The organism is Kitasatospora sp. McL0602 (assembly GCF_052076145.1).
In the GTDB taxonomy this organism is placed as follows: domain Bacteria; phylum Actinomycetota; class Actinomycetes; order Streptomycetales; family Streptomycetaceae; genus Kitasatospora.
Map to the genome: position 1 here is coordinate 5,084,437 of NZ_CP197246.1, position 23,968 is coordinate 5,108,404.

Sequence of the window (23,968 nt, forward strand, 5' to 3'; positions counted from 1 at the left end):
CGGCCGTCACCCTGTCGGCCCTGCCCGCGCGCGTCCGGCGGCCCGCCCGCAGAGGCTTGCCGTGACCGGGGGCCTGCCGTGACCGGGCCCGGGAGGGATGTCGATGACCGCGATACTCGTCGCCGCCGGGGCCTTCCTGATGACGCTGTTCGGCGGTTTCGTCGCCCAGCGCACGGGAGACCGGCGGCATCTGGTGCTCGGCTTCGCCGCCGGGCTGATGCTCGGTGTGGTGGCCTTCGACCTGCTGCCCGAGGCGATCCACGCGGCGCCGGACGAACTGCACGGCGTGCCGCAGGCGCTGCTGATGTTCGCGGCGGGCTTTCTGACGATCCACATCGTGGAGCGGGCGGTGGCCATCCACCGGGGCCACGAGGGCGAGTACGCGACCCACACCCACGGGCACGCGCACCACCACGGGCCCGGCCGGGAGGGGGTCGGTCTGGCCGCCGCCTCGGCACTCGTCGGCCACAGCCTGATGGACGGCTTCGCGATCGGCGCGGCCTTCCAGGCGGGCAGTACCGTCGGGACAGTGGTGGCGATCGCCGTCGTGGCACACGACTTCGCGGACGGCTTCAACACGTACACCATCACCCGGATGTACGGGAACGACCGCCGCCGCGCCCTCACCCTGCTCGGGGCCGACGCGCTGGCGCCCGTCACCGGGGCCGGGATCACCCTGCTGTTCACCATCCCGGAGCAGGTGCTCGGGCTGTATCTCGGCTTCTTCGCGGGGTTCCTGCTCTACCTGGCGACCTCCGACATCCTGCCCGAGGCGCACAGTCCGCACCCGTCCCGCACCACGCTGCTCTGCACGCTCCTGGGCGTCGGTTTCATGTGGCTGGTGGTCGGCCTTGCGGGCTGAACCGCCCGCACGGCCGGACTCCAGGACGAGCGCGCTAGGACCAGCGCGCCTGCACAGCCGCCAGGGCGGCCGTGATCGCGGGCCGTCGGGAGGCCTGGGTGCGCCAGAGCAGGAAGACCCGGCGCGCGGGTTCGGGCACCACCGGCCGGGCGACCACGCCGGGCGGTAGCGGGCCACGGCCGAGCCGGGGCACCAGGCCGACGCCGAGACCGGCCTCGATCAGCGCGATCTGGGTCTCGAACTCGCCGACCTGGTAGTGCACGTCGGGCTCCTCGCCGGCCTCCCGCATCGTCCGCACCAGCCAGTCGTGGCAGATGTTCCCCGGTGGCACGCTGATCCAGCGCTGCCCGCAGAGCCGGGCGACCGGCACCACCGCGAGCGCCGCCAGCGGATCCTCCTCGCGCAGCAGCAGGTCGACCGGGTCGAGGCCGAGATCCAGCCGGGCCAGGCCGTCCTGGACGGGCAGCGGCACGGTCGGCCAGTCCTGGACGAGGGCGAGGTCGACCTCGCCGCGGGCGACGAGGTCGGCCGCGAGGTAGGGGTCGGTCTCCAGCAGCCGTACGTCCAGCTCTGGGCAGCTCACCCGCAGGTCGGCCAGTGTCCCGGGCAGCAGGCCGCGCGCGCCCGTCGCGAACGCCGCGATCAGCAGCCGGCCCACGGCCTGCCCGCGCTGCTCCTCCAAGGTCACCTCGGCCTGCTCGACCAGCGCCAGCACCCGCTGCGCCGTCTCGGAGAGCTGGCGGGCGGCGTCGGTGAGCACCACCCCCCGGCCCTGGCGTTCCAGCAGCACCGTGCGGGTCTCCCGTTCCAGCTTGGAGATCTGCTGCGAGACCGCCGAGGGCGTGAACCCGAGCGCCGCCGCCGCCCCGCCGACCGAACCGTGCACCGCCACCGCGCGCAACGCCCGCAACCGCCCCAGATCCATCATGTAGCAATGCTAAACCATGGCCTTCAGTATTCGTCGCTGGTGCTACACGATAAGCCTCGGCCATGCTCGACCCATGCCACTGAGAACCGCTCCCGCAACGGCCGCCTCCGCCGCCATGTCGCCCCGTCACATCGCCCTCGCCGTGCTGATCGCCGCCGTCTGGGGCCTGAACTTCGTCGTCATCCACGTCGGCCTGGAGAACTTCCCGCCGCTGCTGTTCTGCGCGCTGCGCTTCACGGTGGTGGCGGTGCCGGCGGTGTTCTTCGTCGGCCGACCGCGCGTCGCCTGGCGGTGGGTGCTGCTGGTCGGCTGCACGCTCGGCGTGGTGAAGTTCGGGCTGCTCTTCCTAGGGATGCACGCGGGGATGCCTGCCGGGCTCTCCTCGCTGGTGCTGCAGAGCCAAGCGATCTTCACGGCGCTGTTCGCCACCCTGATGCTGCGTGAGCGGCCGGGCGGGCAGCGGATCGCCGGCCTGGCGATCGCCTTCGGCGGCATCTGCCTCGCGGCCTTCGCCCGGGGGACGAGCGGGCCGATCGGGGCGTTCGCCCTGGTGATCGTCTCGGCGGCGTTCTGGGGCCTGTCCAACGTGCTGACCCGTAAGGCGTCCCCGCCGGACGCGCTGCGCTGGATGGTCTGGGTCAGCGTCGTCCCGCCGCTGCCGCTGCTGGCGCTCTCGCTGCTGGTCGAGGGCCCGTCGGCCGATCTGCACGCGCTGGCCGGGATCACGGCCTCGGGCATCGGCGCGATCGCCTTCGTCGGCCTGGGTGCCACCCTCTTCGGGTTCGTTGCCTGGAGTTTTCTGCTCCGCACCTACGACGCCTCGGCAGTTGCGCCCTTCTCGCTGCTCGTCCCGGTGTTCGGGATGTCCTCGTCCTGGCTGCTGCTCGGCGAGCGGATCACCTCGTCGGCTGGTGCGGCGGCAGCCCTGGTGATCGCCGGGATCGGCCTCACGGCACTGCCCCGGCTGCGTCTCTGGCCCGCCGGAAGCACCATGCCCGGCGGGAGCGCCGGGCCCGCCAGGAGCATCGGGCTCGCCGACCGAACCGGGCCGGAGTGGGCGGCGGCCCGGTGGAGCGGGTGGTGTCAGCGGCAGCCCTCGTAGGACTGCTCGGCAGTGCGGAGGGCGCGGAGCAGGGCCTCCTGCTGGCCTGCGTCGACCGGGCCGAAGTACTCCTGGGCGACCTCGTGGCGGACCTGGCTGATCCGTTCGAGCGCCGCGTGCCCGGCGGCGGTCAGGACCACGCGGACAGCGCGGCGGTCGGCCGGGTCGGGGGTCCGCTCGACCAGACCGGCCTCCTCCAGGGCGTCCACCACGGTGGTGGCGGAGCGGGGGGCGATGTGCAGCCGCTCGGCGAGGTCGCTGAGCCGGATGGCCTCGGGGCCCTCACAGCCGGGGGCGTGGCCGAGCGTGCGGAGGGCGCGCGCCTGGCCGGGGGTGATGCCGTAGGGCTCCAGGCGCTGCATGGTCTGCCGTCGGATCCGCTTCATCGCCCGGGTCAGCGCGTCGGCGAGCTCCGCGGCGGTTTCGGTCGACGGGGTGGTCATGGGCGGGCTCCTGGGCAGTAGGTGGGCCAAGGCTATCGCCCGGGTCCGGGGTGGCCATGGCCCGACCAAGTACAGATCCAGTAACACCTTGAGCTTAGCTCAGCATTAGGACTACGGTGGAGGCCGGACCATCGGCCTCAGCCGGACCATCAGACCCAGGAGTGCACATGTCCCGTTCCGAAGCACGCGTCAGCACCGACCGCCCGGCCCGCTACGGCAAGCAGCTCGCCGCCCACATGAGCCGCAAGGTGGAGGGTGGTTGGTCGGAGGAGACCGGCCGTGGCGAGCTCGCCTTCCGCGCGGGTACGGCGACGCTGGTCGCCGAGCCCGGGGCTCTGCTGCTCACTGTCGAGGGCGCGGCCGAGGATCTGGCGGGCCTGGAGGACGTGGTGGGCCGTCACCTGGTCCGCTTCGGTGCCCGCGACGAGCTGGTGGTCGAGTGGCGTCGCGACAACGGCGAGCCCGGCCTCGTCCACCGCAACGAAGAACCCGAAAGCGAGCCCGACACCGAGTCCGGCGCGCAGAAGTAGTCAGGCCGGCGTCGGCCGGCGCCGCAGCCTCGCCAGGCACCACAGCACCAGCCCGGCCAGGCACCAGCTGGCCGTCACGTCCAGCAGCCAGTGGTAGTCACTCCAGACCAGCCCGGCCCCGACGCCCAGGCAGACCACTGCCGTGGCGGCGTACATGGCGCGCGGCCGGCGGGCCCGGGGGAGCGTCCGGCCGAGCAGCAGGGCCGCCGTGCCGTACGCGATGGCGGAGGTGGCGGTGTGACCCGAGGGGTACCAGCCCCACTGGCCGGGGAGCAGCGGGTCGCCGAGTGGGCCGGGGCGGGCGAACCAGTACTTGGCGGGGAGCACCAGCAGCGGGATGAGCAGCGCCGTCAGCGCGGCGGTCGGCAGTGGCAGCCACCAACGGCGCCCGCCTTCGCGCCACTCCCGCCAGGCGGCCAGGGCGCCCGCGCCCAGCAGGACGGGGATGGCCGGCACGCTTCCGCCGAGATCGGATAGGGCCCGCGCGAAGGCGTCCAGGGCGGGGCTCGACAGCCAGTGCCGCAGGCTGTGCACCCCCGAGCGGGTGGCGGTGTCCACCGCCAGCAGGGGGCCGTCGACGGCGACCTGCCAGGAGATCACGGCGAGAAGAGCCAGCAGCGTCAGCGGTACGAGCAGTGCCACCGGCACCCGGGCATGCGAGAGCCGCCCCGGAGCAGGGGGGATTGCTCCAGGGCGGCTGGGAAGATCGCCGGTCCGGGCGGCCCGGGGGGTGTGGGCCGGACGGTCGGCCGATCGGTCCTCGGCTGCCGTCGCTCCTCGCGGAGTGACGGCGGGTGTCGCTGAGGGTGTCAGCTCGCTGTCCATCTGTGACGACACTACGTCAGTCGCCCGGTGACTCCCAGCGACTTCAAAGGTTTCGCACAGCATCTTCACCCTGTGCGGCACCCCGCACATGAGACGCGAGGTGCCGTAGAGAAGGACGCGCGATCAGACCGCCGCGAAGGCGCTCTCGATGATGTCCAGGCCCTCGGCCAGCAGGTGCTCCGGCATGACCAGCGGCGGCAGGAAGCGCAGCACGTTGCCGTACGTACCGGCGGTCAGCACGACCAGGCCCTCGGCGTGGCACGCCTTGGCGATGGCGGCGGTGATCTCGGGGTTGGCGTCCTTGGTGCCCGGCTTGACCAGCTCGACGGCGATCATCGCGCCGCGTCCGCGCACGTCACCGATGATGTCGAACTTCTCCGCCATGGCGTACAGACGGCCGAGCATGACCTCGCCGATGTGCCGGGCCTTCGCGTTGAGGTCCAGCTCCTTCATCGTCTCGATCGAGCCCAGCGCGGCGGCGCAGGCGACGGGGTTGCCGCCGTAGGTGCCACCCAGGCCGCCCGCGTGCGCGGCGTCCATGATCTCGGCGCGGCCGGTCACGGCGGCCAGCGGCAGGCCGCCGGCGATGCCCTTGGCGGTGGTGATGAGGTCCGGGACGATGCCCTCGTCGTCACAGGCGAACCACTGGCCGGTGCGGCAGAAGCCGGTCTGGATCTCGTCCGCGACGAAGACGATGCCGTTGGCCTTCGCGTACTCGACGATCGCGGGCAGGAAGCCCTTGGCCGGCTCGATGAAGCCGCCCTCGCCCTGGATCGGCTCGATCACGATCGCCGCGACGTTGTCGGCGCCGATCTGCTTGTTGATGATGTCGATCGCCTGCGCGGCGGCCTCGGCGGCGCAGTTCTCGGCGCCGGTCAGCCAGCGGTAGGGGTAGGCCACCGGCACGCGGTAGACCTCGGGGGCGAACGGACCGAAGCCCTGCTTGTACGGCATGTTCTTCGCCGTCATGCCCATGGTGAGGTTGGTGCGGCCGTGGTAGCCGTGGTCGAAGACCACGACGGCGGTGCGCTTGGTGTAGGCGCGGGCGATCTTCACCGCGTTCTCGACGGCCTCGGCGCCCGAGTTGAACAGCGCGGTGCGCTTGTCGTGGTCACCCGGGGTCAGCTCGTTGAGCTGCTCGGCGACGGCGACGTAGCCCTCGTACGGGGTCACCATGAAGCAGGTGTGGGTGAAGGCGGCCAGCTGCTCGCTCGCCTTGGCGACGACGGCCTCGGCGCTGTTGCCGACGTTGGTCACGGCGATGCCGGAGCCGAAGTCGATCAGCGAGTTGCCGTCCACGTCCTCCAGCACGCCGCCGTTGGCGCGGGTGATGTACACCGGCAGCGTGGTGCCGACACCGGCGGCCACCGCGCCGAGCTTGCGGGCCTGCAGCTCCTGCGACTTCGGGCCGGGGATGGCGGTGACCAGGCGGCGCTCCTGCGGGAGCGGGGTGACAGCGCTCATGGCGTTCTCCAGTTTCTAACAAGGCGCGGTTCGTCAGGTACTGCACCGGCGTGCTGGCGGTTCAGGATGTCATTGCACAGTGTCAAGGCGCGGTCCTCGCAGGCTACGGCGGCGGGCTGCGGCCGGGCATGCGCCACTCGGTAGCAGTGCGCCGTCCGACTTGTCCGGCACGGCCAGCAGCAGGGGTCGGCTACCGAGGGCCCACGCTCCACTACATTGAGCGCGGGCGTGTCGCCGGACGGGTGGCATGGGTATCTGCCGCATCGGACGACGATGTGCCGGGTGGGCGTAGCGAACGGGGCCACGATGGGGTTGGACGGCACGTACGGGCAGCAGCGGACCGCGCAGGCCGGTCGGAGCGCCGCCGTCCCGCCGCAGCGCGGTGTCCCCTTCGACCTCGCGGCCTGGGTGGACGAGCCGCGCCCGGAGGCCGCGCCCGGTGTCTTCCGCTACGGCTACCGCCCGCTGGACCCGGCCCGCACCAAGGACGCCGACGTCCCGGCCGGGCCGCTGCTGCTGCGCGCCGGGCTCAACCTGCTGGTCGCCTGGCCCGCGGAGATCTACGGCGTCTGGCTCGCCTACTACCTGATCGACCTGTTCGGCCTGCCCAAGCCCAGCACCGAGGCCCCGGCGCTGCTGTTGCTGCTCCTGCTGCACGCCGTTGCGCTCACCCTGGCGATCCGGTTCTTCGGCCGGATGGGCCGCTGGGCCGAGGTCTGGCGCCGCTGGGTCGCCCCGCTGCTCGCCCGCACCGTCACCCACGAGGAGCCGACGGCGGCCGCGGCCAGGGCAGGGGCCCAGGCAGGCGCCAAGGCAGGGGCGCAGCCCGCCCCCGCGCACGCCGACCCCTGGTCCGGGCTGCGCCACGGCGGCGCCCACCTCGCTGCGGCCGGGCTCGACGCGGCGGCCGTCGGGGACGTCGACTACGTCCGCATCCAGCGCGCCTGGGAGACGGTGCAGGCCGACCCGGCGCTGCTGCCCGCCTTCACCGAGGAGGTCACCGCCCGGGGCGGCGCCGCCTGCGCGCACCCCTCCGAGGCCCGCGACCTGCCGGGGCGCAGCGCCCGGCACGACCTGCTGACGCGGCAGGTTCGGCTCGGCACGGCCCAGGACGTCGTCAAGAACCCGCTCGCGCACCGTGCGGCCGCCTTCGCCCTCGACCCGGCGCTGTTGGGGACCTCGCTGCTGGCCGTCGGCCCGGCGGGCACCGGCAAGACCACCCGGCTGGCTCGCCCGGTCGCCGAGGCGCTCTGTCTCCAGGCGCTCGCGGGCACCGCCTGCGCCGTGGTGATCGGCTCCGCCGACGCGGATCTCGGCCCGGACGAGTGGTACGACGTGGTGATCGCCCCCGGAGACCCGGGCACCGCCTACGGGCTGGACCTGTGCGGGGCGGCCAAGGACGTGGACGAGGCCGCCGCCCGGCTCGCCGACGCCCTGCTGCCCGACGAGCTGGCGGCCAGGGCGGAGAGCGCCCGGATCGCCCTCCAGCAGACCGTCGGCCCCTTCCACGCCGCGTACCGCCGCTACCCGGGCGTGCGCGAGCTGCGCACGCTGCTGAGCGGTGACGCCGGGAGCTGGGCGGCGCTCGAAGCCGCCCTGCGGGAGGCCGGAAAGGACGCGGCTCACGAGCCCGACCTACGCCACCGGGAGCGCCAGCACGGCCGCGCGGACGACCCCGGCGCGCTGCTCGCGGACCGGCTAGCGCTGCTCGACCGCCCGGCCTTCGCGGGCTGCTTCCCCGGGCCTGACACCGCCAACGACACCGGCAACGTCACCGCCAGTGTCACCGCCAACGACACCGCGCCCGGCACCGGCGCCAAGCCCGCGTTCGCGATGCGGGCCCTGGACCACCCGCTGCGGGTGCGGGTCAAGCTGCCCGAGAGCAGCCACCCGGAGGCCGCCCGCATCCTCTCCCGCCTGGTGGTCGGCCAGTTCGTGCAGGCCACCGCCGTCCGGGAGGAGCGGGCGCTGTTCGCCGGCCTGGTGGTGGACGACGCCTCGGCGGCGTTGGACGCGCACACCGTGCGGGGGCTGCAGCGGATGCGGCGCGGAAACGCGGGCGCGGTGCTGCTGCTGCGGACGCTGGTCGACCTGCCCGAGGCACTGCGGACGCCGCTGTTCGGCGCGGTCGGCTGCCGGATGGCCTTCCCCGGGATCGCCCCCTGGGACGGCAGGCTGTTCTCCGAGGCCTGGGGCACCCACCTCGTCCAGGAGACCGCCGTCACCCACGCCCCGGACACCTCCGGCGGGCTGCTCCGCCGCATGGGCCGGGCCGGCCGGAAGGCGCTCTCCGGCACCACCGCGCAGACCGCGAGCATCACCACCCGCGACGTCGAACGGCACCGCTGGTCACCCTCCGACCTCGCCCACGCCCTCCCGACCGGCCACGCGGTCATCTCCCTGACCACGGTGGACGGCGAGCAGGTCACGCCCGTCCTGGTGGACCTCCGGTCCTGACCCCGCCCGGTCGGTACGCCCTTCGGGCAGGGCAGCGCCGCTGCCCAGCCTGACGCAGCGGTGGATTAGGTCTTGCGGGTTGTCCGGCGCGTACATAATGGGGTGAGATGCTCTGCCCTCGCCGGTCGCAACGGGGCGACCAGGTCGAACCAACGAAGGTGCCATGCCCCCCACTCTCGCCTCCGTCGTCCGCAACAGCTCGCTCCACCTGACGGTCCTCGCCGGCGCGGACCACCTCGAACGGCCCGTCCGCTGGGTGCACACCAGCGAGCTGGACGATCCCACCCCCTTCCTCGAGGGTGGTGAGCTGCTGCTCACCACCGGCATCAAGCTGGGCAAGACCGCCGCCAAGCTGCAGGCCTACGTGCACCGGCTGGCCGACGCCGGCGTGGTCGGGCTCGCCCTCGGTGTCGGGCTCTCGCACACCGAGGTGCCGCAGCCGCTGGTCGACGCCGCCGCGCAGCGCGGGCTGCCGCTGCTGCGGGTGCCGGAGGCGACGCCGTTCATCGCGATCAGCAAGTCCGTCTCGGCCTCGCTCGCCGCCGAGCAGTACGAGGCCGTGACGACCAGCTTCGAGGCCCAGGAGGAGCTGACCCGGGCCGCCCTCGGCAAGGACGGCACCACCGCCGTGGTCCGCAAGTTGGCGGCCCGCCTCGGCGGCTGGGCCGCGCTGTACGACGGCTCCGGCGCGCTCTCCGCCGTCGCACCCGACTGGGCCGCCCGCCGGGCCGGGCGGCTGGCCGCCGAGGTCGACCGGCTGCGCCGCCGCCCCGCCCCCTCCAGCGCCGCCCTCCAGGGCCGGGCGCCGGGCATCGACACGGCGGACGAGGACTACGTCGTCGTCCAGTCGCTGGGCGCGGACCGCCGGGCCCGGGGCTTCCTCGCGGTCGGTACCGAGGACCGGATCACCCCGACCGAGCGGTACGTGCTGAACGCCGCCGTCGCCCTGCTCACCCTCACCCTGGAGCGCTCGCGTGAGCTGCGGCAGGCGGAGGAGCGGATGGGCGCCGCACTGCTCAAGATGATGCTGGCGGGCGAGGTCGCCACCGCGCGGCAGGTCGCGGCCGGGCTGTTCGGCGGTCTGCCGGAGGGCACCGTCCGGGTGCTGGTCGCCGGGGCGGCGCCGGGGACGGACGCCACCGAGGCGGTCGGTGAGCTCGGCGACCGCGCCGAGCAGGCGGCCGGGCGGGTCGGCGAGCGGGTGCTGGTCTCCCGCGAGGAGGGCGCCCAGGGGGCCCGGCTGGTGGTGCTGGCCGTCGACAACGGCGCCGCGCACCGCGCCTGCCTCGGTGCCGTCGAGGAGCACGAGGGCCTGGCGCTCGGTGTCTCCGCCCCCGCGAACCCCGAGGAGGCCGGGGTCGCTGCCGCCCAGGCCGAGCGGGCCCTGGCGGTCGCGCTCCGCGGCGGTCGGCGGAGCGTCGACCACGAGGAGGTCGGTGCGGGCTCGCTGCTGCCGCTGCTCGGGGAGGAGGCCGTGACGGCCTTCGCCGAGGGCCTGCTCCGGCCCCTGCGGGACCACGACCGGACCTCGCGCGGCGATCTCGTCGCTTCGCTCCGGGCCTGGCTCTCCAGACACGGCCAGTGGGACGCGGCCGCCGCCGATCTCGGCGTGCACCGGCACACCCTGCGCTACCGGATGCGGCGGGTCGAGGAGCTGCTCGGCCGCTCGCTGGACGACACCGACGTCCGGATGGAGCTCTGGCTCGCCCTCCGCGCCGGCGAGGAGTGACGGACCGCGCCCCTCGGACCGCGCCCCTCGGACCACGCCTCGACGGACCGCGCTCCGGATGGCCAAGGTGTAGAAGTGAATCGACCGACCCCTACGCCGTGGCCAATCCGTTTCGGGTCCGGGGCGCCCTACCGTGGTGATCGAGCCTCCACGCTTCCGGGGGGCGTAGCGACGACGAGAGGGCCGGTAAGACCGTGACCACCACGCATGACTTCTGGCTGGCCGGCCGCCGCGCGAGCGGCGACGGGGACTTCGAGGTCCACCACCCGTTCGACGGCCGCCTGGTCGGCAAGGTGAGCATCCCGACCGACGCGCAGGTCGAGGAGGCGCTCGACGCCGCCGTCGCCGTCGCCCCGGCCTTCGCCGCGACCCCGGCGCACGTCCGTGCGACGGCGCTGGACCATGTGTCCAAGCGCCTGACCGAGCGGGCGGAGGAGATCGCCCAGCTGATCACCGCCGAGAACGGCAAGCCGATCAAGTGGGCCCGTGGCGAGGTCGGCCGGGCCGCCTCGGTCTTCCGCTGGGCCGCCGAGGAGGCGCGCCGCACCAACGGCGAGACCATGCGGCTGGACACCGACCCGGGCGGCGTGGGCCGTTTCGCGGTGGTGCGCCGCTTCCCGAAGGGCGTGGTGCTCGGCATCGCCCCGTTCAACTTCCCGCTGAACCTGGTCGCGCACAAGGTCGCCCCGGCGATCGCGGTCGGCGCTCCGATCATCCTCAAGCCCGCGCCGTCGACGCCGCTCTCGGCGCTGGTGCTGGGCGAGATCCTGGCGGAGACGGACCTCCCGGCCGGTTCCTGGAGCGTGCTCCCGGTGCCGAACGAGAAGATGCCCGCGCTCGTCCAGGACAGCCGCCTGCCGGTGATCTCCTTCACCGGTTCGGACAAGGTCGGCTACCAGATCATGGACTCGGTGCCGCGCAAGCACGTCACGCTGGAGCTCGGTGGCAACGCCGCGGCCGTCGTCCTCGCCGACTGGTCCTCCGAGGCGGACCTGGAGTGGGCCGCGACCCGCATCGCGACCTTCTCCAACTACCAGGGCGGCCAGTCCTGCATCTCGGTGCAGCGGGTCATCGCCGACGCGTCCGTCTACGACGCGCTGGCGGAGAAGGTCGTCGCCAAGGTGCAGACGCAGGTCACCGGCAACCCGGCCGACGACGCGACCGACGTCGGCCCGCTGGTGGACGAGAACGCCGCCAAGCGCGTCGAGGCCTGGGTCGAGGACGCAGTCGCCAAGGGCGCCAAGGTGCTCACCGGCGGCACCCGGGACGGTGCGAACTACGCGCCGACCGTGCTCGCCGAGGTGCCGGACGACGCGATCCTGGCCACCGCCGAGGTCTTCGGCCCGGTCCTGTCGCTGCACAAGGTCGACTCGACCGACGAGGCCTTTGCCGCCGTCAACGACTCGAACTTCGGCCTCCAGGCCGGCGTCTTCACCCGTGACGTGCAGCTGGCCTTCCGCGCGCACCGCGAGCTGGAGGTGGGCGGCGTGATCATCGGCGACGCCCCGTCCTACCGCGCCGACCAGATGCCGTACGGCGGCGTCAAGGACTCCGGCGTCGGCCGCGAGGGCGTCAAGTACGCGATGGACGACTTCACCTACGAGCGGGTGCTCGTGCTGACCGGTCTCGACCTCTGACCTCAGCCCGACCCAGCTCACCCAGGACCCCCGCCACCGGCTTCGGAGGCGGGGGTCCTGTCATGCCCGGACGGCTCCAACTCCCGGAATTTCCCTACTCGTTGGTTCTATTGACCCTCTCGCGTCAGCTTCACTACGCTCGCGGCGGCTCGGCACCACCGGGCCCGTGACCCCCACGGATCAGCGCCTCTCGCAAGTCCCGTCGACCCCCTCATCGAAGGGCACTCCCTTGCTGCGTCCGATCAAGCACCTCACCGGGCCCGCCGCCGCGCTGGCCGCCGCCGCGCTGCTCACGGCCTCCCCGGCGATGGCCCACACCCCCGAGACGGCCACCCACGCCATGCACAGCCGCGCGGCGTCCCCCGCCGTGACCGGCGGCAACCTCTCCTACGGCGGTGGGAACGTCGTCACCAACCCGAAGATCTACATCGTCTACTGGGGCAACCAGTGGGGCACCGGCTCCACCGTCACCAACGACCCCTCGGGCGAGGTGCCGCTCCAGCTCTCCTTCTTCCAGCACGCCTACGGCAGCGGCGACACCTGGTCCAACTCCGTCACCCAGTACTGCCAGGGCGTCGCCGTCGGCACCACCCAGTGCGGCAGCTCCGGCACCCACGTCGGCCACCCGGCCGCCGACCCGGTGGGCGGCACCTGGCTGGACAGCTCGGTCAAGACGCCGAGCAAGCCCAACCAGTCGTCCATCGCCGCCGAGGCCGTCAAGGCGGCCGCCCACTTCGGCGTCTCCGGCGACAACGTCGAGATCATCGTCGACGTGCCGCACGGCATCGTCCCGCAGGGCTTCAAGACGCAGTACTGCGCCTGGCACGACCACACCACCACCGCCGGTGGCGCCGACCTGCCCTACACCAACATGCCGTACGTCCCCGACGCGGGCGCCGGCTGCGGCGCGAACTTCGTCGCCACCGGCAGCAGCGGGGTCAACGGCGCGACCGAGGGCGTGACGATCGTCGGCGGCCACGAGTACGCCGAGACGGTCAGCGACCCGGCCCCGAGCAGCGGCTGGCTCGACTCGGTGGGGGCGGAGAACGGCGACAAGTGCGCCTGGGTCTCCAGCGGTCAGGGCGCCTCCGCCGTGGTCGCCATGAACGGCGCCAACTACGCCGTGCAGTCGCTGTGGAGCAACAACTTCAACAGCAACGCCGGGGGCTGCGTGATCTCGTACACGAGCGCCGCCAACCAGCACTGACGAAAGGCGACGACGTGCGGCGCAGCCCGACCCTCCCCGCCCTGCTCCTCCTCCCCTTCGCGGCGGCGGGCTGTGCCGCACCTGCCCCGGCCGCGCAGGCCGCCCCGCCGCCGCCCGCCTGCCGGGCCCTCGCCGAGGCCGTCGTCCCGCAGACGGCGGGCACGCTGGGGGAGAACGACTCCGGCGCGTACTGCCTCGCCGTCGGCGCGCAGCTCGCGGTCTTCCTGCACGCAGACGGGCCGGGCCGGTGGGCGGGCGTCGTCAGCTCCGCGCCCGCCGTCCTGGCAACGGCCTCCACCGCCCGGCTCACCGCGCCGGTCGGGGTGACCCCGGGTCAGTTCCGGGCCGCCGCTCGGGGCACCGCCGAGCTGAGCAGCCAGGACGCCACCGGGCGGAGCTGGCGGGTGACGGTGGTGGTGGATTGACATCGCGCCGGGCCGGGCGTAGTCCGGAGGGAAGGGGGGAGGGGGCGAGGAACGGAGAGTGTCATGGCCATCGGTGACCTCATAGGCCAGGAGCATGGACGGGTAGCGGTGCAGCGGGTTATCGCGGGCGAGCACGGCCTGCCCCCGTGGATCGAGAGCACGTACACCGCCACCGGCGAACTGCTCGGCGTCGAGCTGTTCGACCGAGGGACGTACGAGGGCCGGATGCGGGCCGACGGCACCCTGACCGGCGCCGGGCAGGGCATCCTGATGAGTCCGACGGGCGCCAACGCGAGCTGGCGGGGCCAGGCCGTCGGCACCTTCGGCGAGGGCGGATCGATCCACTGGGTCGGCTCGATCGTCTACGAGTCGGACTCGCCGGCCTTCGCCGGGCTCCGGGGCCTCGTCGGGGTCTTCGAGTGGGAGAACGGTGCGGACGGGACGGTCGACGGGAAGATCTGGGCCTGGCGGTAGGCCCGATCCGTGGGGGAGTGCACCAAGGCCGTCCGGGCACGCCACAATGGAGCCCATGAACGAGCTCGCCCACCCCCACACTCGCTTCACCCCGAAGGTCAAGGCCCCCGGCGGCCCCCGGGAGTTGGTCATCCTCGGCTCGACCGGATCGATCGGCACCCAGGCCATCGATGTGGTGCTGCGCAACCCGGACCGGTTCAAGGTGGTCGCCCTGTCGGCGGCCGGCGGCCGGGTCGGGCTGCTGGCCGAGCAGGCGCTGACGCTCGGCGTGCACACCGTCGCCGTCGCCGACGAGGCCGCCGTCCCGGCGCTGCGCGAGGCGTTGGCGCAGGGCGCGGCGGGCCGGCTGCTGCCGGAGATCGTGGCGGGCCCGCAGGCGGCCACCGAGCTGGCCGGGCTGGAGTGCCACTCGGTGCTGAACGGGATCACCGGCTCGATCGGCCTCGGCCCGACGCTGGCCGCGCTGCGCGCGGGCCGGGTGCTGGTGCTGGCCAACAAGGAGTCGCTGATCGTCGGCGGCCCCCTGGTCAGGGCCGTCGCGCAGCCCGGCCAGATCGTGCCGGTGGACTCCGAGCACGCCGCGCTCTTCCAGGCCCTCATGGGCGGCACCCGGGCGGAGGTCCGCAAGCTCGTCGTGACGGCCAGCGGCGGGCCCTTCCGGGGCCGCAGCCGGGACGAGCTGGCGGCGGTGACGGTCGAGGACGCGCTGGCGCACCCGACCTGGGCGATGGGCCCGGTGGTGACGGTCAACTCCGCGACCCTGGTCAACAAGGGCCTCGAGGTGATCGAGGCGCACCTGCTCTACGACATCCCGTTCGACCGGATCGAGGTCGTGGTCCATCCGCAGTCCGTCGTCCACTCGATGGTGGAGTTCACGGACGGCTCAACCCTCGCCCAGGCCAGCCCGCCGGACATGCGGATGCCGATCGCGCTCGGCCTCGGCTGGCCCGAGCGCGTCCCGGACGCCGCTCCCGGGTGCGACTGGACGAAGGCCGCGACCTGGGAGTTCTTCCCGTTGGACGACGAGGCCTTCCCGGCCGTCTCGCTCGCCCGCGAGGTGGGTAGTCTCGGCGGGACGGCACCCGCCGTGTTCAACGCCGCGAACGAGGAGTGCGTCGACGCCTTCCTGGACGGGCGGCTCGCTTTCACGGCGATCGTGGACACTGTGGCGAAGGTGGTCGCCGAGCACGGCCGCCCGGCGCCGGGAACTTCCCTCACGGTGGAGGACGTCCTCCAGGCGGAGGGCTGGGCCCGTGCTCGGGCACGGCAGCTCGCGGCGGGCTGACCGGACGGACTAGGAGCGGTATGACGGAGGACGAGCAGTGTCAACGTTGATGTGGGTGCTCGGCATCCTGCTCTTCCTGGTCGGGCTGCTGTTCTCGATCGCCTGGCACGAGCTGGGCCACCTCTCGACGGCCAAGCTCTTCGGCATCCGGGTGCCGCAGTACATGGTCGGCTTCGGGAAGACCGTCTGGTCACGCCGGAAGGGCGACACCGAGTACGGGATCAAGGCGATCCCGCTCGGCGGGTACATCCGCATGATCGGGATGTTCCCGCCGGGTGCGGACGGCCGGATAGCCAAGCGCAGCAGCTCGCCCTGGCGCTCGATGATCGAGGACGCCCGGGAGGCCTCCTACGAGGAGCTCCAGGCCGGCGACGAGCACCGGCTGTTCTACACCCGGAAGCCCTGGAAGCGCGTCATCGTGATGTTCGCGGGGCCGTTCATGAACCTGATCCTCTCGGTCGCGCTCTACCTGAGCTGGTTCATGGGCATCGGCCTCCAGATGTCGGTGCCGACGGTCTCCACCGTCAGCCAGTGCGTCGTCCCGGCCGCGACGGCGACCGACACCTGCCCGACGGGCGCCGCCCCGTCGCCCGCCAACGCGGCGGGCCTGCGGGCCGGTGACCGGATCGTCTCCTTCGACGGCGACTCGATCTCCAGCTACAAGCAGCTCCAGGCGGACATCCGGAAGTCGCCCGGCCGGAGCGTGCCGATCGTGGTGGAGCGCGGCGGACAGCAGCAGACGCTGACCGCGAACATCACCAGCAACACCGTCAGCCGGGTCGACAAGGACGGCCGCCCCGTCCCGGGCTCGCCCGTCACCGCCGGGTTCCTCGGCTTCTCCCCGGCCGTCGGCGTGGTGCACCTGAGCCTGGGCGAGAGCGCCTCGCAGATGTACGACATGGCCGAGCACGGCGTCTCCTCGCTGGCCGCCCTGCCGGGCAAGATCCCGGGCCTGTGGCACGCGATCGTAGGCCACGACCCGCGCCCGGTGGACTCCCCGATGGGCATGGTCGGCGCGGCCCGCCTCGGCGGCGACGTGTTCGCGATGGACCTGCCGGCCACCCAGCAGCTCGCCTTCATGATCCAGCTGCTCGCCGGCATCAACCTCTCGCTCTTCCTCTTCAACATGCTGCCGCTGCTGCCGCTGGACGGCGGCCACATCGCCGGTGCGCTCTGGGAGTCGCTGCGCCGCCATGCCGCCCGGATCTTCCGCCGCACCGACCCGGGCCCGTTCGACGTCGCGAAGCTGATGCCGGTGGCGTACGTGGTGGCGGGCATCTTCATCTGCTTCACGGCGCTGGTGATGGTCGCCGACGTCGTCAACCCGGTGAAGATCAACTGACCCGGACGGGGTGGCGGGTCGGCCGAGTGTGCTCGGCCCACCGGCCGTGGCGTACCGTTGGAGGCCGGGCCGAGCCTGAAGTAGGCGGCCCGCCCGGCCCCGTCGGCCGGCCCACTCACCTCACTTGGGGAACCCTGCGCACATGACCGCGATCTCGCTCGGTATTCCGTCCCTGCCGCTCAAGCCGCTGGCCACCCGTCGGGTCTCCCGGCAGATCAAGGTCGGCAGTGTCCTGGTCGGCGGTGACGCCCCGGTCTCCGTCCAGTCCATGACGACGACGGTGACGGCCGACATCAACGCCACACTGCAGCAGATTGCGGAGCTCACGGCCTCCGGCTGCCAGATCGTCCGGGTCGCGGTGCCGACCCAGGACGACGCGGACGCGCTGCCGATCATCGCCAAGAAGTCCGGCATCCCGGTGATCGCCGACATCCACTTCCAGCCCAAGTACGTCTTCGCGGCGATCGACGCCGGCTGCGCGGCCGTCCGGGTCAACCCGGGCAACATCAAGCAGTTCGACGACAAGGTCGGCGAGATCGCCAAGGCCGCCAAGGACGCCGGTGTCCCGATCCGGATCGGCGTCAACGCCGGTTCGCTCGACAAGCGGCTGCTGGAGAAGTACGGCCGGGCCACCCCCGAGGCGCTGGTCGAGTCCGCGCTCTGGGAGTGCTCGCTGTTCGAGGAGCACGACTTCCGCGACATCAAGATCTCGGTCAAGCACAACGACCCGGTCGTGATGATCAACGCGTACCGCCAGCTCGCCGCCGCCTGCGACTACCCGCTGCACCTCGGCGTGACCGAGGCCGGGCCCGCCTTCCAGGGCACCATCAAGTCCGCCGTCGCCTTCGGCGCGCTGCTCTCCGAGGGCATCGGCGACACCATCCGGGTCTCCCTCTCGGCCCCGCCGGCCGAGGAGGTCAAGGTCGGCAACCAGATCCTGGAGTCGCTGAACCTGCGCCAGCGCGGCCTGGAGATCGTCTCCTGCCCGTCCTGCGGCCGCGCCCAGGTCGACGTCTACAAGCTCGCCGAGGAGGTCACCGCCGGCCTGGAGGGCATGGAGGTGCCGCTGCGCGTCGCCGTCATGGGCTGCGTCGTGAACGGCCCCGGCGAGGCCCGCGAGGCCGACCTCGGGGTCGCCTCCGGCAACGGGAAGGGCCAGATCTTCGTCAAGGGCGAGGTCATCAAGACCGTCCCCGAGTCGAAGATCGTCGAGACGCTGATCGAGGAGGCCCTGAAGCTCGCCGAGCAGATGCAGGCCGAGGGCGTCGAGGCCGGCGCGCCGACGGTCGTCGCCGCCGACTGATCAGGGCTCGTCCGAGGCCGTCCGTGAGCGGACGGCCTCGAACCTTGCTCCCGGGGAGGGGCGGAGTAGGGTGCGGCAGGAGTTCCGATTGGTGAGGTGTCTGTGCTCGATCGAGGTGTGATGCTGCCCGGCCCCTTCGCGGTCGCCCGCGCCCTGGCAACCACCCGGGTGCTCGAGAGCCCGGATCTGGCCGACACCCTGGAGGTGCTCCACCGAGACCCGGTGGCCAACGCCTTCGTCGCCACCCGGGTCGAGGCCGTCGGGCTCGACCCGTGGCGGCTCGGCGGCGAGATGTGGGGCTGGTTCGACGCCGACGGGCGGCTGGAGTCGCTCTGCTACGCCGGAGCCAACCTCGTCCTCGTCAACGCCGGCCCCGAGGCGGTCCGGGCGTTCGCCGAGCGGGCCCGCCGCCAGGGCCGCCGCTGCTCCTCGATCGTCGGCCCGGCCGAGGCCACCGCGACCCTCTGGGCCCTGCTGGAGCGCAGCTGGGGCCCGGCCCGCGAGGTGCGGGCCCACCAGCCGCTGCTCTCCACCACCACCTCCGCCGCCGAGGTCGCCCCCGACCCGCTGGTGCGACGCGTCCGGCGCATCGAGATCGATGCACTGATGCCCGCCTGCGTGGCGATGTTCACCGAGGAGGTCGGCATCTCCCCGCTGGCCGGCGACGGCGGCCTGCTCTACCAGGCCCGGGTCGCCGAACTCATCGGCGCCGGCCGCTCGTTCGCCCGCTTCGACGAGGACGGGCAGGTCGTCTTCAAGGCCGAGATCGGCGCCGTCACCTCCGGCGCCTGCCAGATCCAGGGCGTCTGGGTGGCCCCGGAACACCGGGGGCGGCGGATCTCCGAAGCGGGCATGGCGGCCGTCCTCGACTTCGCGCTGGCCGATGTCGCCCCCGTCGTCTCGCTATACGTGAACGACTACAACGTCCGTGCCCGCGCCGCCTACCGCCGGGTGGGCTTCCGCGAGGTCGGCGCCTTCATGAGCGTCCTGTTCTAGTGGCGGGCCCCGGAGTAGTAACGTCCGGGGGCATGGAGCAGCTGACCGAGGTGACGATCGAGGCCATCGACCTCGCGGCCTGGGCGCCGTACGCCCTGGACGTCCAGGCGGTCGCCTTCGGGCTGACCCCGGAGGAGGTGGCCGTCCGTCTGCAGATCGTCGTCCGCCACGCGCTCCAGCCCGGTGTGATCGCGCTCGGCGCGCTGAGCGAAGGGCGGCTGGTGGGCTTCGGCTACGGCATGCCCAACCGCCGCGAGCACTGGTGGAGCACCGTCATCCAGCCGCACCTGGAGGCACAGGGCCACGGTGACTGGCTGGACGACGTCTTCGCCGTCACCGAGCTGCACGTGCTGCCCGAGTTCCAGGGCCTCGGCCTGGGCAGCTCACTGATCCGCACCCTCTGCGAACGCTCGGGCCGCCCGCGCAGCATCCTCTCCGCGATCGACGCCGAGACACCCGCCCGGCGGCTCTACCGCTCGCTCGGCTACCGCGACCTCGCCCGCCCGGTGCGCTTCCCCAACACCGTGCGCCCGTACGCCGTGATGGGGGCCCGGCTGCCGCTGCTCGGCGGTCACAGCCAGTCGGCGAACCCCAGGTAGAGCTCGGCGGTGGCGCCGTCACCCGCCGCGAAGCTGCGCAGGCCGGCCTCGACGGCCCGGAAGAGCGTCCAGCCCCGGAGCCGGTCGTGCTCCACCTCGACGTCGTCGGCCAGCCGGTGCAGCCGCCTGCGGGCGGCGCCCTTCGGCCCGGGAGACCCGGCCAGGGTGTCCAGCCGGTCCCGCGCCAGCCATGCCAGGTCGTAGGCGCGCTCGCCCACCAGCGGCTCGGGGGAGACCGCCAGCCAGGGCGAGCGCTCCGCCGCGAGGACCTTCCCGTGGTGGAAGTCGCCGTGCAGCAGCAGCTCCTCCGGCTGGTCGGCCAGCAGCCCGGCGGCCGCTTCGAGCGCCTCGTCGACCAGCGGCGCGGCCTCGGGCAGCGCAGGGGTCTGCCGCAGCATCGCCGTGGCGTCGGCGACGCGGTCGGCGAGCCGGGGGAGGGCATGGCCGTCGGCCGGCGCCACCCACAGGTGGCGGAGCAGGCTGGTGGCCTCCAGCATCGCCTTGGCCTCGGGCAGCGAGCGCAGCGGGATGTCGCCGTGCAGGCGCTCCAGCAGCAGCACCCCTGCTGCTGCGTCGGCGGCCAGCAGCTGGGCTGCGCCCTGGCCGGCCCAGCGGTCCAGCGCAGCAGCCTCGGCGGCGGCGCCGTCCGGGGTGACCTTGAGCACGGCCGGGCTGCCGTCGGCCCGGCGCACGCAGGCCGTGAAGCTGCGGCGGCCGCCCGGCAGGCAGACCCGCTCCAACGTGAGGCCCCACTGCGTGAGGTGCTCGGTGACCAGCTCCGGCAACGCGGCGAGCCAGGCGGCGCCCCGGGAGTCCTCACGGACGTGCGCCGCAAGACGGTCGGGGACGGTGAACTGCCCTGCAGCCGGCATGCTGGCCCTTCGATCGGTCGTTCCGTGCCCGCCCATTGTCAGCCATCCGCCGGAACCCGCTGGTCAGGCGCACGCAACAGGTGAGCCCAGGGGCGCGGGGCTCTGCTTGATTCACTGCGTGCGCGAAACGGGAGAGACGGTCCGGTGCCTTCCGCAGCGCGCAGTTCCTCGCGCCCCTGGATGGTGCAACCTCAGGCCGGGATGCCGGGCAGGGCCGGGAGGGTGCCGCCCCAGTGGCGGGCGCGGAAGGCGCTGTCGCGGAGGGTTTCGGCGGCGGTGCTGCGGAGCGGGCCGGTGGTGGCGGCGACCAGGTCGGCGTAGACGGCGGTGAGTTGGGCCTCGATGTGGACGGCGAGGTCGGCCGCGGTGGCGGGGTTGGTGACGGCGAAGGGGAGGCGGTAGCCCGCGGCCGCTGCGGCGGGGGTGGCGCCGCCCGTGGCGAGCAGGCGCTGCCAGGCGTCGCGGCGGGCCTCGTGAGCGGCGTAGGAGGCGTGGCCGTCCTCGCGCTGGGGGCCGGCGGGCAGGTGGCCGCCGATGACGCCGTAGCCGTAGACGGCGGCGTGTTCGGCGGCGAGCGCGCTCTGCACGGCCGTGGAGCCCGAGGGCGGGCGGGAGGGCGAGGACGACGGCGACGCGGAGGGAGAAGCGGAGGCGGTGGGTGCCGTGATCGGGCCGGTGTCGCCGAGGGCGGCCGCGTGCAGCGCGTCCGAGGCGGAGACGGCGGCGAGCAGCTTGGCCAGGGCGGGGGAGGCGGCGTCGAGGTCGGCGAGCCGGGCGGCGGCGGCCTCCCGTTCGGCGGTGGCCAGCGCCGCGACCGTGGACACGGTCGACGTGGTGGCAGGGGCCGAGGGGGAGGCGGACGGGGTGGGGAGGCCGGTGGCGAGTGCGGTGCGGTGGGCGGCGACGTCGGCGCGCTGGGCCGTCAGCAGTGCGGCCTGGGCGGCGCCGGGCCCGGCGATGGCGGCGTCGTAGGCGGCCAGCAGCTGGTCGGTGGTGGCGACGGCGCGGGTGCGCAGCGGCAGATCCGGGTCGGGTCGCTTGTGGTCGGCGGCGGCGGGGCCGCTGTCGTCCGTGCAGCCGGAGACCAGCAGGGCACCGGTGAACGCGCCGAGGGCCAGGAAGGTCCGCCGGGTGGGCGACAGCATCGAACGCTCCGGAGAGAGGTGGCGTGGGGGCCACGGGAAGGCGGTGGCCGGCCAGCCCCCGCTGCCGTGAATCATTACAGAAAGCACCGACGGGGCGGCTCACCGGGGCGAGCAGCCCACCGGGCGGTGTCCGACTCGCCTGGAATCGGCGGTTCGGGGGTTGACCGGTTAGGATTTCGGCCGAGCCGCTGTGACCCCTGTGCCGTGCGATCCCCGTGATCGGCCCCGGAGGGGCAGGCGGCCAGCACCTTCCGACAACAGCACACGCGGCGCCGAGGAGTCACCCGGATGAGCACCAACCCCACCGACCGGCTGCGCGAGTTGCTGGAGCCGCTGGCCACGGAGTCCGGGCTCGATCTGGAAGAGATCAAGGTCACCCAGCAGGGCAGCCGCCGCCAGGTCCAGGTCGACGTGGACGCGGACGGCGGGGTGGACCTGGACGCGATCGCCGACTTCAGCCACCTGGTCAGCCAGGCGCTCGACGAGTCGGACGTGATGGGCAGCGCCCCGTACGTGCTGGAGGTCGGCTCGCCGGGGGCCGAGCGGCTGCTGTCGCTGCCGAGGCACTGGCACCGGGCCGAGGGCCGACTGGCCAAGATCCACCTGGTGGACGGCGGGGAGATCGTCGCCCGGGTGCTGGAGAGCGACGAGGACGGCGCGCTGATCGAGGTGCAGCCGGTGAAGGGCCGCGGCAAGCCCAAGGAGCGCCGCCTGGCCTACACCGAGGTCGCCCGTGCCCGGGTCCAGGTCGAGTTCAACCGCAAGGACGAGGAACTCCTCGACCTGACCGAGGACATCGTCGACGCCTCCGACGACTCCGACGACGACGACGAATGATCATCTGCACCATGTACCTGAAGTACCTGAAGAGAGAAGAGGAGGCGTAGCTGTGGACATCGACATGAGCGCCCTGCGTGGGCTTGTCACCGAGAAGAACATCCCGTTCGAGCTGCTGGTCGAGTCGATCGAGTCGGCCCTCCTCATCGCGTACCACCGCACCGAGGGCTCGCGCCGCCGCGCGCGCGTCGAGCTGAACCGCAAGAGCGGTCACGTGACGGTCTGGGCGCTGGAGGACGCCGCCGAGCTGGAGGAGGGCGTCGAGCCCAAGGAGTTCGACGACACCCCGAGCGGCTTCGGCCGGATCGCCGCCTCGACGGCCAAGCAGGTCATCCTGCAGCGCCTGCGGGACGCCGCGGACGACCAGACCTTCGGCGAGTACGCCGGCAAGGAGGGCGACATCGTCACCGGTGTCGTCCAGCAGGGCAACGACCCGAAGAACGTCCTGGTCGACATCGGCAAGCTGGAGGCCATCCTCCCGCCGCAGGAGCAGGTCCCGGGCGAGGACTACCGCCACGGCACCCGCCTGCGCTGCTACGTGGTCGCCGTCCGCCGGGGTGTCCGTGGTGCGTCGGTGACGCTCTCCCGGACGCACCCCAACCTGGTGCGCAAGCTGTTCGCGCTGGAGGTCCCGGAGATCGCCGACGGCAGCGTCGAGATCGCCTCGATCGCCCGTGAGGCCGGTCACCGCACCAAGATCGCCGTCTGGTCCCGCCGTCAGGGCCTGAACGCCAAGGGCGCCTGCATCGGCCCGATGGGCGGCCGGGTGCGGAACGTGATGGCCGAGCTGCACGGCGAGAAGATCGACATCGTCGACTGGTCGGAGGACCCGGCCGAGATGGTCGCCGCCGCGCTGTCCCCCGCACGGGTGACGAAGGTGGAGATCGTCGACTACGCCCAGCGCTCCGCCCGGGTGATCGTGCCGGACTACCAGCTCTCGCTGGCGATCGGCAAGGAGGGCCAGAACGCCCGCCTCGCCGCCCGCCTGACGGGCTGGCGGATCGACATCCGTCCGGACACCGAGGCCCCCGAGGGTGACCGGGACGACCGGTCGGACAACGACTACTGACCCGGTCCGTCGTCCTGCCGGATCAGGCAGGGCGGCGCCAGGTCCCTCCGGAGGGGTAGACTTGAGGTTGTCTGGCCGGACGCATGTCCGAGCATGCCCTGAACGCACCTGCGTGGGCTGCCGCAAGCGAGCGGCCAAGCACCAGCTGTTGCGTGTCGTGGCGGTCGAGGGCGAGTGCGTCCCCGACCTTCGCGGCGCACTGCCCGGCCGGGGCGCACATCTGCACCCCGACTTGGCCTGTCTCGACCTCGCGGTCCGCCGCAAGGCGTTCCCCAGGGCCTTCCGGCTCCAGGGAGCGCTCGGCACGGACGCTCTGCGTTCGTTCGTGGAGGCGACGGCAGGCGGCACACCTGCGCCCTGAGCTTTCAGGCGCGGCACCACCGTAGAAGACAGCACGGCGTGCGCATCGTCACGCGCCGTGCGCCACATCAAATACC

The 23,968-nt window shown here is 73.1% G+C and carries 23 protein-coding genes; 17 read left to right on the forward strand and 6 right to left on the reverse strand.

Annotated elements, in window-relative coordinates; genetic code table 11:
• Nucleotides 1-103: 103 nt before the first annotated feature.
• Nucleotides 104-862 carry a ZIP family metal transporter gene (locus ACR68M_RS23195; RefSeq protein WP_441246030.1) on the forward strand — a complete coding sequence of 253 codons (759 nt, stop codon included), beginning with the start codon at nucleotides 104-106 and terminating at the stop codon, nucleotides 860-862.
• 34 nt (nucleotides 863-896) lie between these two features.
• On the opposite strand, the gene ACR68M_RS23200 is transcribed toward ACR68M_RS23195, so the two are convergent.
• Nucleotides 897-1,790, reverse strand: coding sequence for a LysR family transcriptional regulator (locus ACR68M_RS23200; protein ID WP_441246031.1), 894 nt, complete (start codon nucleotides 1,788-1,790; stop codon nucleotides 897-899).
• Between the two features lie 115 nt (nucleotides 1,791-1,905).
• Here ACR68M_RS23200 and ACR68M_RS23205 point away from each other — a divergent pair, with 115 nt between their 5' ends.
• Entirely contained in the window at nucleotides 1,906-2,892 is a 987-nt protein-coding gene (locus tag ACR68M_RS23205; protein WP_441251690.1) for an EamA family transporter, read from the forward strand.
• On the opposite strand, the gene ACR68M_RS23210 is transcribed toward ACR68M_RS23205, so the two are convergent.
• The gene (locus tag ACR68M_RS23210) at nucleotides 2,874-3,335 is read right to left on the reverse strand and encodes a MarR family winged helix-turn-helix transcriptional regulator (protein WP_441246032.1); all 462 of its coding nucleotides are present in this window, start codon (nucleotides 3,333-3,335) and stop codon (nucleotides 2,874-2,876) included. The genes ACR68M_RS23205 and ACR68M_RS23210 overlap by 19 nt on opposite strands.
• A 167-nt stretch (nucleotides 3,336-3,502) precedes the next feature.
• Between ACR68M_RS23210 and ACR68M_RS23215 the strand changes: the two genes are divergently transcribed.
• Nucleotides 3,503-3,865, forward strand: a complete 363-nt coding sequence (locus tag ACR68M_RS23215; RefSeq protein ID WP_441246033.1) for a DUF2218 domain-containing protein — start codon at nucleotides 3,503-3,505, stop codon at nucleotides 3,863-3,865.
• On the opposite strand, the gene ACR68M_RS23220 is transcribed toward ACR68M_RS23215, so the two are convergent.
• The gene (locus tag ACR68M_RS23220) at nucleotides 3,866-4,513 is read right to left on the reverse strand and encodes a phosphatase PAP2 family protein (protein ID WP_441246034.1); all 648 of its coding nucleotides are present in this window, start codon (nucleotides 4,511-4,513) and stop codon (nucleotides 3,866-3,868) included. It abuts the gene before it with no gap.
• A gap of 300 nt (nucleotides 4,514-4,813) precedes the next feature.
• Entirely contained in the window at nucleotides 4,814-6,154 is a 1,341-nt protein-coding gene (gabT, locus tag ACR68M_RS23225; RefSeq protein ID WP_441246035.1) for a 4-aminobutyrate--2-oxoglutarate transaminase, read from the reverse strand.
• Between the two features lie 282 nt (nucleotides 6,155-6,436).
• Here gabT and ACR68M_RS23230 point away from each other — a divergent pair, with 282 nt between their 5' ends.
• From ACR68M_RS23230 to ACR68M_RS23280, 11 genes are all read left to right on the forward strand, one after another.
• Nucleotides 6,437-8,611, forward strand: coding sequence for an ATP-binding protein (locus ACR68M_RS23230; protein ID WP_441246036.1), 2,175 nt, complete (start codon nucleotides 6,437-6,439; stop codon nucleotides 8,609-8,611).
• A 163-nt stretch (nucleotides 8,612-8,774) separates the two neighbouring features.
• Nucleotides 8,775-10,340: a PucR family transcriptional regulator gene (locus ACR68M_RS23235; RefSeq protein WP_441246037.1), complete on the forward strand. Its 1,566-nt coding sequence runs from the start codon at nucleotides 8,775-8,777 to the stop codon at nucleotides 10,338-10,340.
• Nucleotides 10,341-10,534: 194 nt separating this feature from the next.
• Entirely contained in the window at nucleotides 10,535-11,977 is a 1,443-nt protein-coding gene (locus ACR68M_RS23240) for an aldehyde dehydrogenase family protein (RefSeq protein ID WP_441246038.1), read from the forward strand.
• A 229-nt stretch (nucleotides 11,978-12,206) separates the two neighbouring features.
• On the forward strand, nucleotides 12,207-13,184 hold the full coding sequence (locus tag ACR68M_RS23245; RefSeq protein ID WP_441246039.1) for a hypothetical protein: 978 nt from the start codon (nucleotides 12,207-12,209) through the stop codon (nucleotides 13,182-13,184).
• Nucleotides 13,185-13,198: 14 nt separating this feature from the next.
• Nucleotides 13,199-13,609, forward strand: a complete 411-nt coding sequence (locus tag ACR68M_RS23250; RefSeq protein WP_441246040.1) for a hypothetical protein — start codon at nucleotides 13,199-13,201, stop codon at nucleotides 13,607-13,609.
• Nucleotides 13,610-13,717: 108 nt separating this feature from the next.
• The gene (locus tag ACR68M_RS23255) at nucleotides 13,718-14,083 is read left to right on the forward strand and encodes a hypothetical protein (protein WP_441246041.1); all 366 of its coding nucleotides are present in this window, start codon (nucleotides 13,718-13,720) and stop codon (nucleotides 14,081-14,083) included.
• A 55-nt stretch (nucleotides 14,084-14,138) separates the two neighbouring features.
• A complete protein-coding gene (gene dxr, locus ACR68M_RS23260; protein ID WP_441246042.1) occupies nucleotides 14,139-15,368 on the forward strand; it encodes a 1-deoxy-D-xylulose-5-phosphate reductoisomerase in 1,230 nt (409 codons plus the stop codon).
• A gap of 37 nt (nucleotides 15,369-15,405) precedes the next feature.
• Nucleotides 15,406-16,710, forward strand: coding sequence for a M50 family metallopeptidase (locus ACR68M_RS23265; RefSeq protein ID WP_441246043.1), 1,305 nt, complete (start codon nucleotides 15,406-15,408; stop codon nucleotides 16,708-16,710).
• Nucleotides 16,711-16,852: 142 nt separating this feature from the next.
• Nucleotides 16,853-18,013 carry a flavodoxin-dependent (E)-4-hydroxy-3-methylbut-2-enyl-diphosphate synthase gene (ispG, locus tag ACR68M_RS23270; protein ID WP_441246044.1) on the forward strand — a complete coding sequence of 387 codons (1,161 nt, stop codon included), beginning with the start codon at nucleotides 16,853-16,855 and terminating at the stop codon, nucleotides 18,011-18,013.
• Nucleotides 18,014-18,133: 120 nt separating this feature from the next.
• Entirely contained in the window at nucleotides 18,134-19,009 is an 876-nt protein-coding gene (locus ACR68M_RS23275; RefSeq protein ID WP_441251691.1) for a GNAT family N-acetyltransferase, read from the forward strand.
• A 32-nt stretch (nucleotides 19,010-19,041) separates the two neighbouring features.
• Nucleotides 19,042-19,608, forward strand: a complete 567-nt coding sequence (locus tag ACR68M_RS23280; protein ID WP_441246045.1) for a GNAT family N-acetyltransferase — start codon at nucleotides 19,042-19,044, stop codon at nucleotides 19,606-19,608.
• Here the strand turns inward: ACR68M_RS23280 and ACR68M_RS23285 are convergent.
• Both ACR68M_RS23285 and ACR68M_RS23290 read right to left on the reverse strand, forming a co-directional pair.
• Nucleotides 19,581-20,480, reverse strand: coding sequence for an aminoglycoside phosphotransferase family protein (locus tag ACR68M_RS23285; RefSeq protein WP_441246046.1), 900 nt, complete (start codon nucleotides 20,478-20,480; stop codon nucleotides 19,581-19,583). The two genes, ACR68M_RS23280 and ACR68M_RS23285, sit on opposite strands and share 28 nt — an antisense overlap.
• Before the next feature lie 191 nt (nucleotides 20,481-20,671).
• Entirely contained in the window at nucleotides 20,672-21,625 is a 954-nt protein-coding gene (locus ACR68M_RS23290; protein WP_441246047.1) for a ferritin-like domain-containing protein, read from the reverse strand.
• A 288-nt stretch (nucleotides 21,626-21,913) separates the two neighbouring features.
• Between ACR68M_RS23290 and rimP the strand changes: the two genes are divergently transcribed.
• From rimP to ACR68M_RS23305, 3 genes are all read left to right on the forward strand, one after another.
• Nucleotides 21,914-22,462 (forward strand): ribosome maturation factor RimP, encoded by a 549-nt coding sequence (rimP, locus tag ACR68M_RS23295; RefSeq protein WP_441246048.1) that lies wholly within the window; start codon nucleotides 21,914-21,916, stop codon nucleotides 22,460-22,462.
• Between the two features lie 52 nt (nucleotides 22,463-22,514).
• On the forward strand, nucleotides 22,515-23,531 hold the full coding sequence (gene nusA, locus ACR68M_RS23300; protein WP_441246049.1) for a transcription termination factor NusA: 1,017 nt from the start codon (nucleotides 22,515-22,517) through the stop codon (nucleotides 23,529-23,531).
• 67 nt (nucleotides 23,532-23,598) lie between these two features.
• Nucleotides 23,599-23,892, forward strand: coding sequence for a YlxR family protein (locus ACR68M_RS23305; protein WP_441251692.1), 294 nt, complete (start codon nucleotides 23,599-23,601; stop codon nucleotides 23,890-23,892).
• Nucleotides 23,893-23,968 lie beyond the last annotated feature (76 nt).

Coding starts and splice junctions, on each gene's coding strand:
- ACR68M_RS23195 (WP_441246030.1), top strand. CDS start 104: ATGACCGCGATACTCGTCGCCGCCGGGGCCTTCCTGATGACGCTGTTC.
- ACR68M_RS23200 (WP_441246031.1), bottom strand. CDS start 1,790: ATGATGGATCTGGGGCGGTTGCGGGCGTTGCGCGCGGTGGCGGTGCAC.
- ACR68M_RS23280 (WP_441246045.1), top strand. CDS start 19,042: ATGGAGCAGCTGACCGAGGTGACGATCGAGGCCATCGACCTCGCGGCC.
- dxr (WP_441246042.1), top strand. CDS start 14,139: ATGAACGAGCTCGCCCACCCCCACACTCGCTTCACCCCGAAGGTCAAG.
- ACR68M_RS23275 (WP_441251691.1), top strand. CDS start 18,134: ATGCTGCCCGGCCCCTTCGCGGTCGCCCGCGCCCTGGCAACCACCCGG.
- ACR68M_RS23205 (WP_441251690.1), top strand. CDS start 1,906: ATGTCGCCCCGTCACATCGCCCTCGCCGTGCTGATCGCCGCCGTCTGG.
- rimP (WP_441246048.1), top strand. CDS start 21,914: ATGAGCACCAACCCCACCGACCGGCTGCGCGAGTTGCTGGAGCCGCTG.
- gabT (WP_441246035.1), bottom strand. CDS start 6,154: ATGAGCGCTGTCACCCCGCTCCCGCAGGAGCGCCGCCTGGTCACCGCC.
- ispG (WP_441246044.1), top strand. CDS start 16,853: ATGACCGCGATCTCGCTCGGTATTCCGTCCCTGCCGCTCAAGCCGCTG.
- ACR68M_RS23285 (WP_441246046.1), bottom strand. CDS start 20,480: ATGCCGGCTGCAGGGCAGTTCACCGTCCCCGACCGTCTTGCGGCGCAC.
- ACR68M_RS23290 (WP_441246047.1), bottom strand. CDS start 21,625: ATGCTGTCGCCCACCCGGCGGACCTTCCTGGCCCTCGGCGCGTTCACC.
- ACR68M_RS23210 (WP_441246032.1), bottom strand. CDS start 3,335: ATGACCACCCCGTCGACCGAAACCGCCGCGGAGCTCGCCGACGCGCTG.
- ACR68M_RS23235 (WP_441246037.1), top strand. CDS start 8,775: ATGCCCCCCACTCTCGCCTCCGTCGTCCGCAACAGCTCGCTCCACCTG.
- ACR68M_RS23215 (WP_441246033.1), top strand. CDS start 3,503: ATGTCCCGTTCCGAAGCACGCGTCAGCACCGACCGCCCGGCCCGCTAC.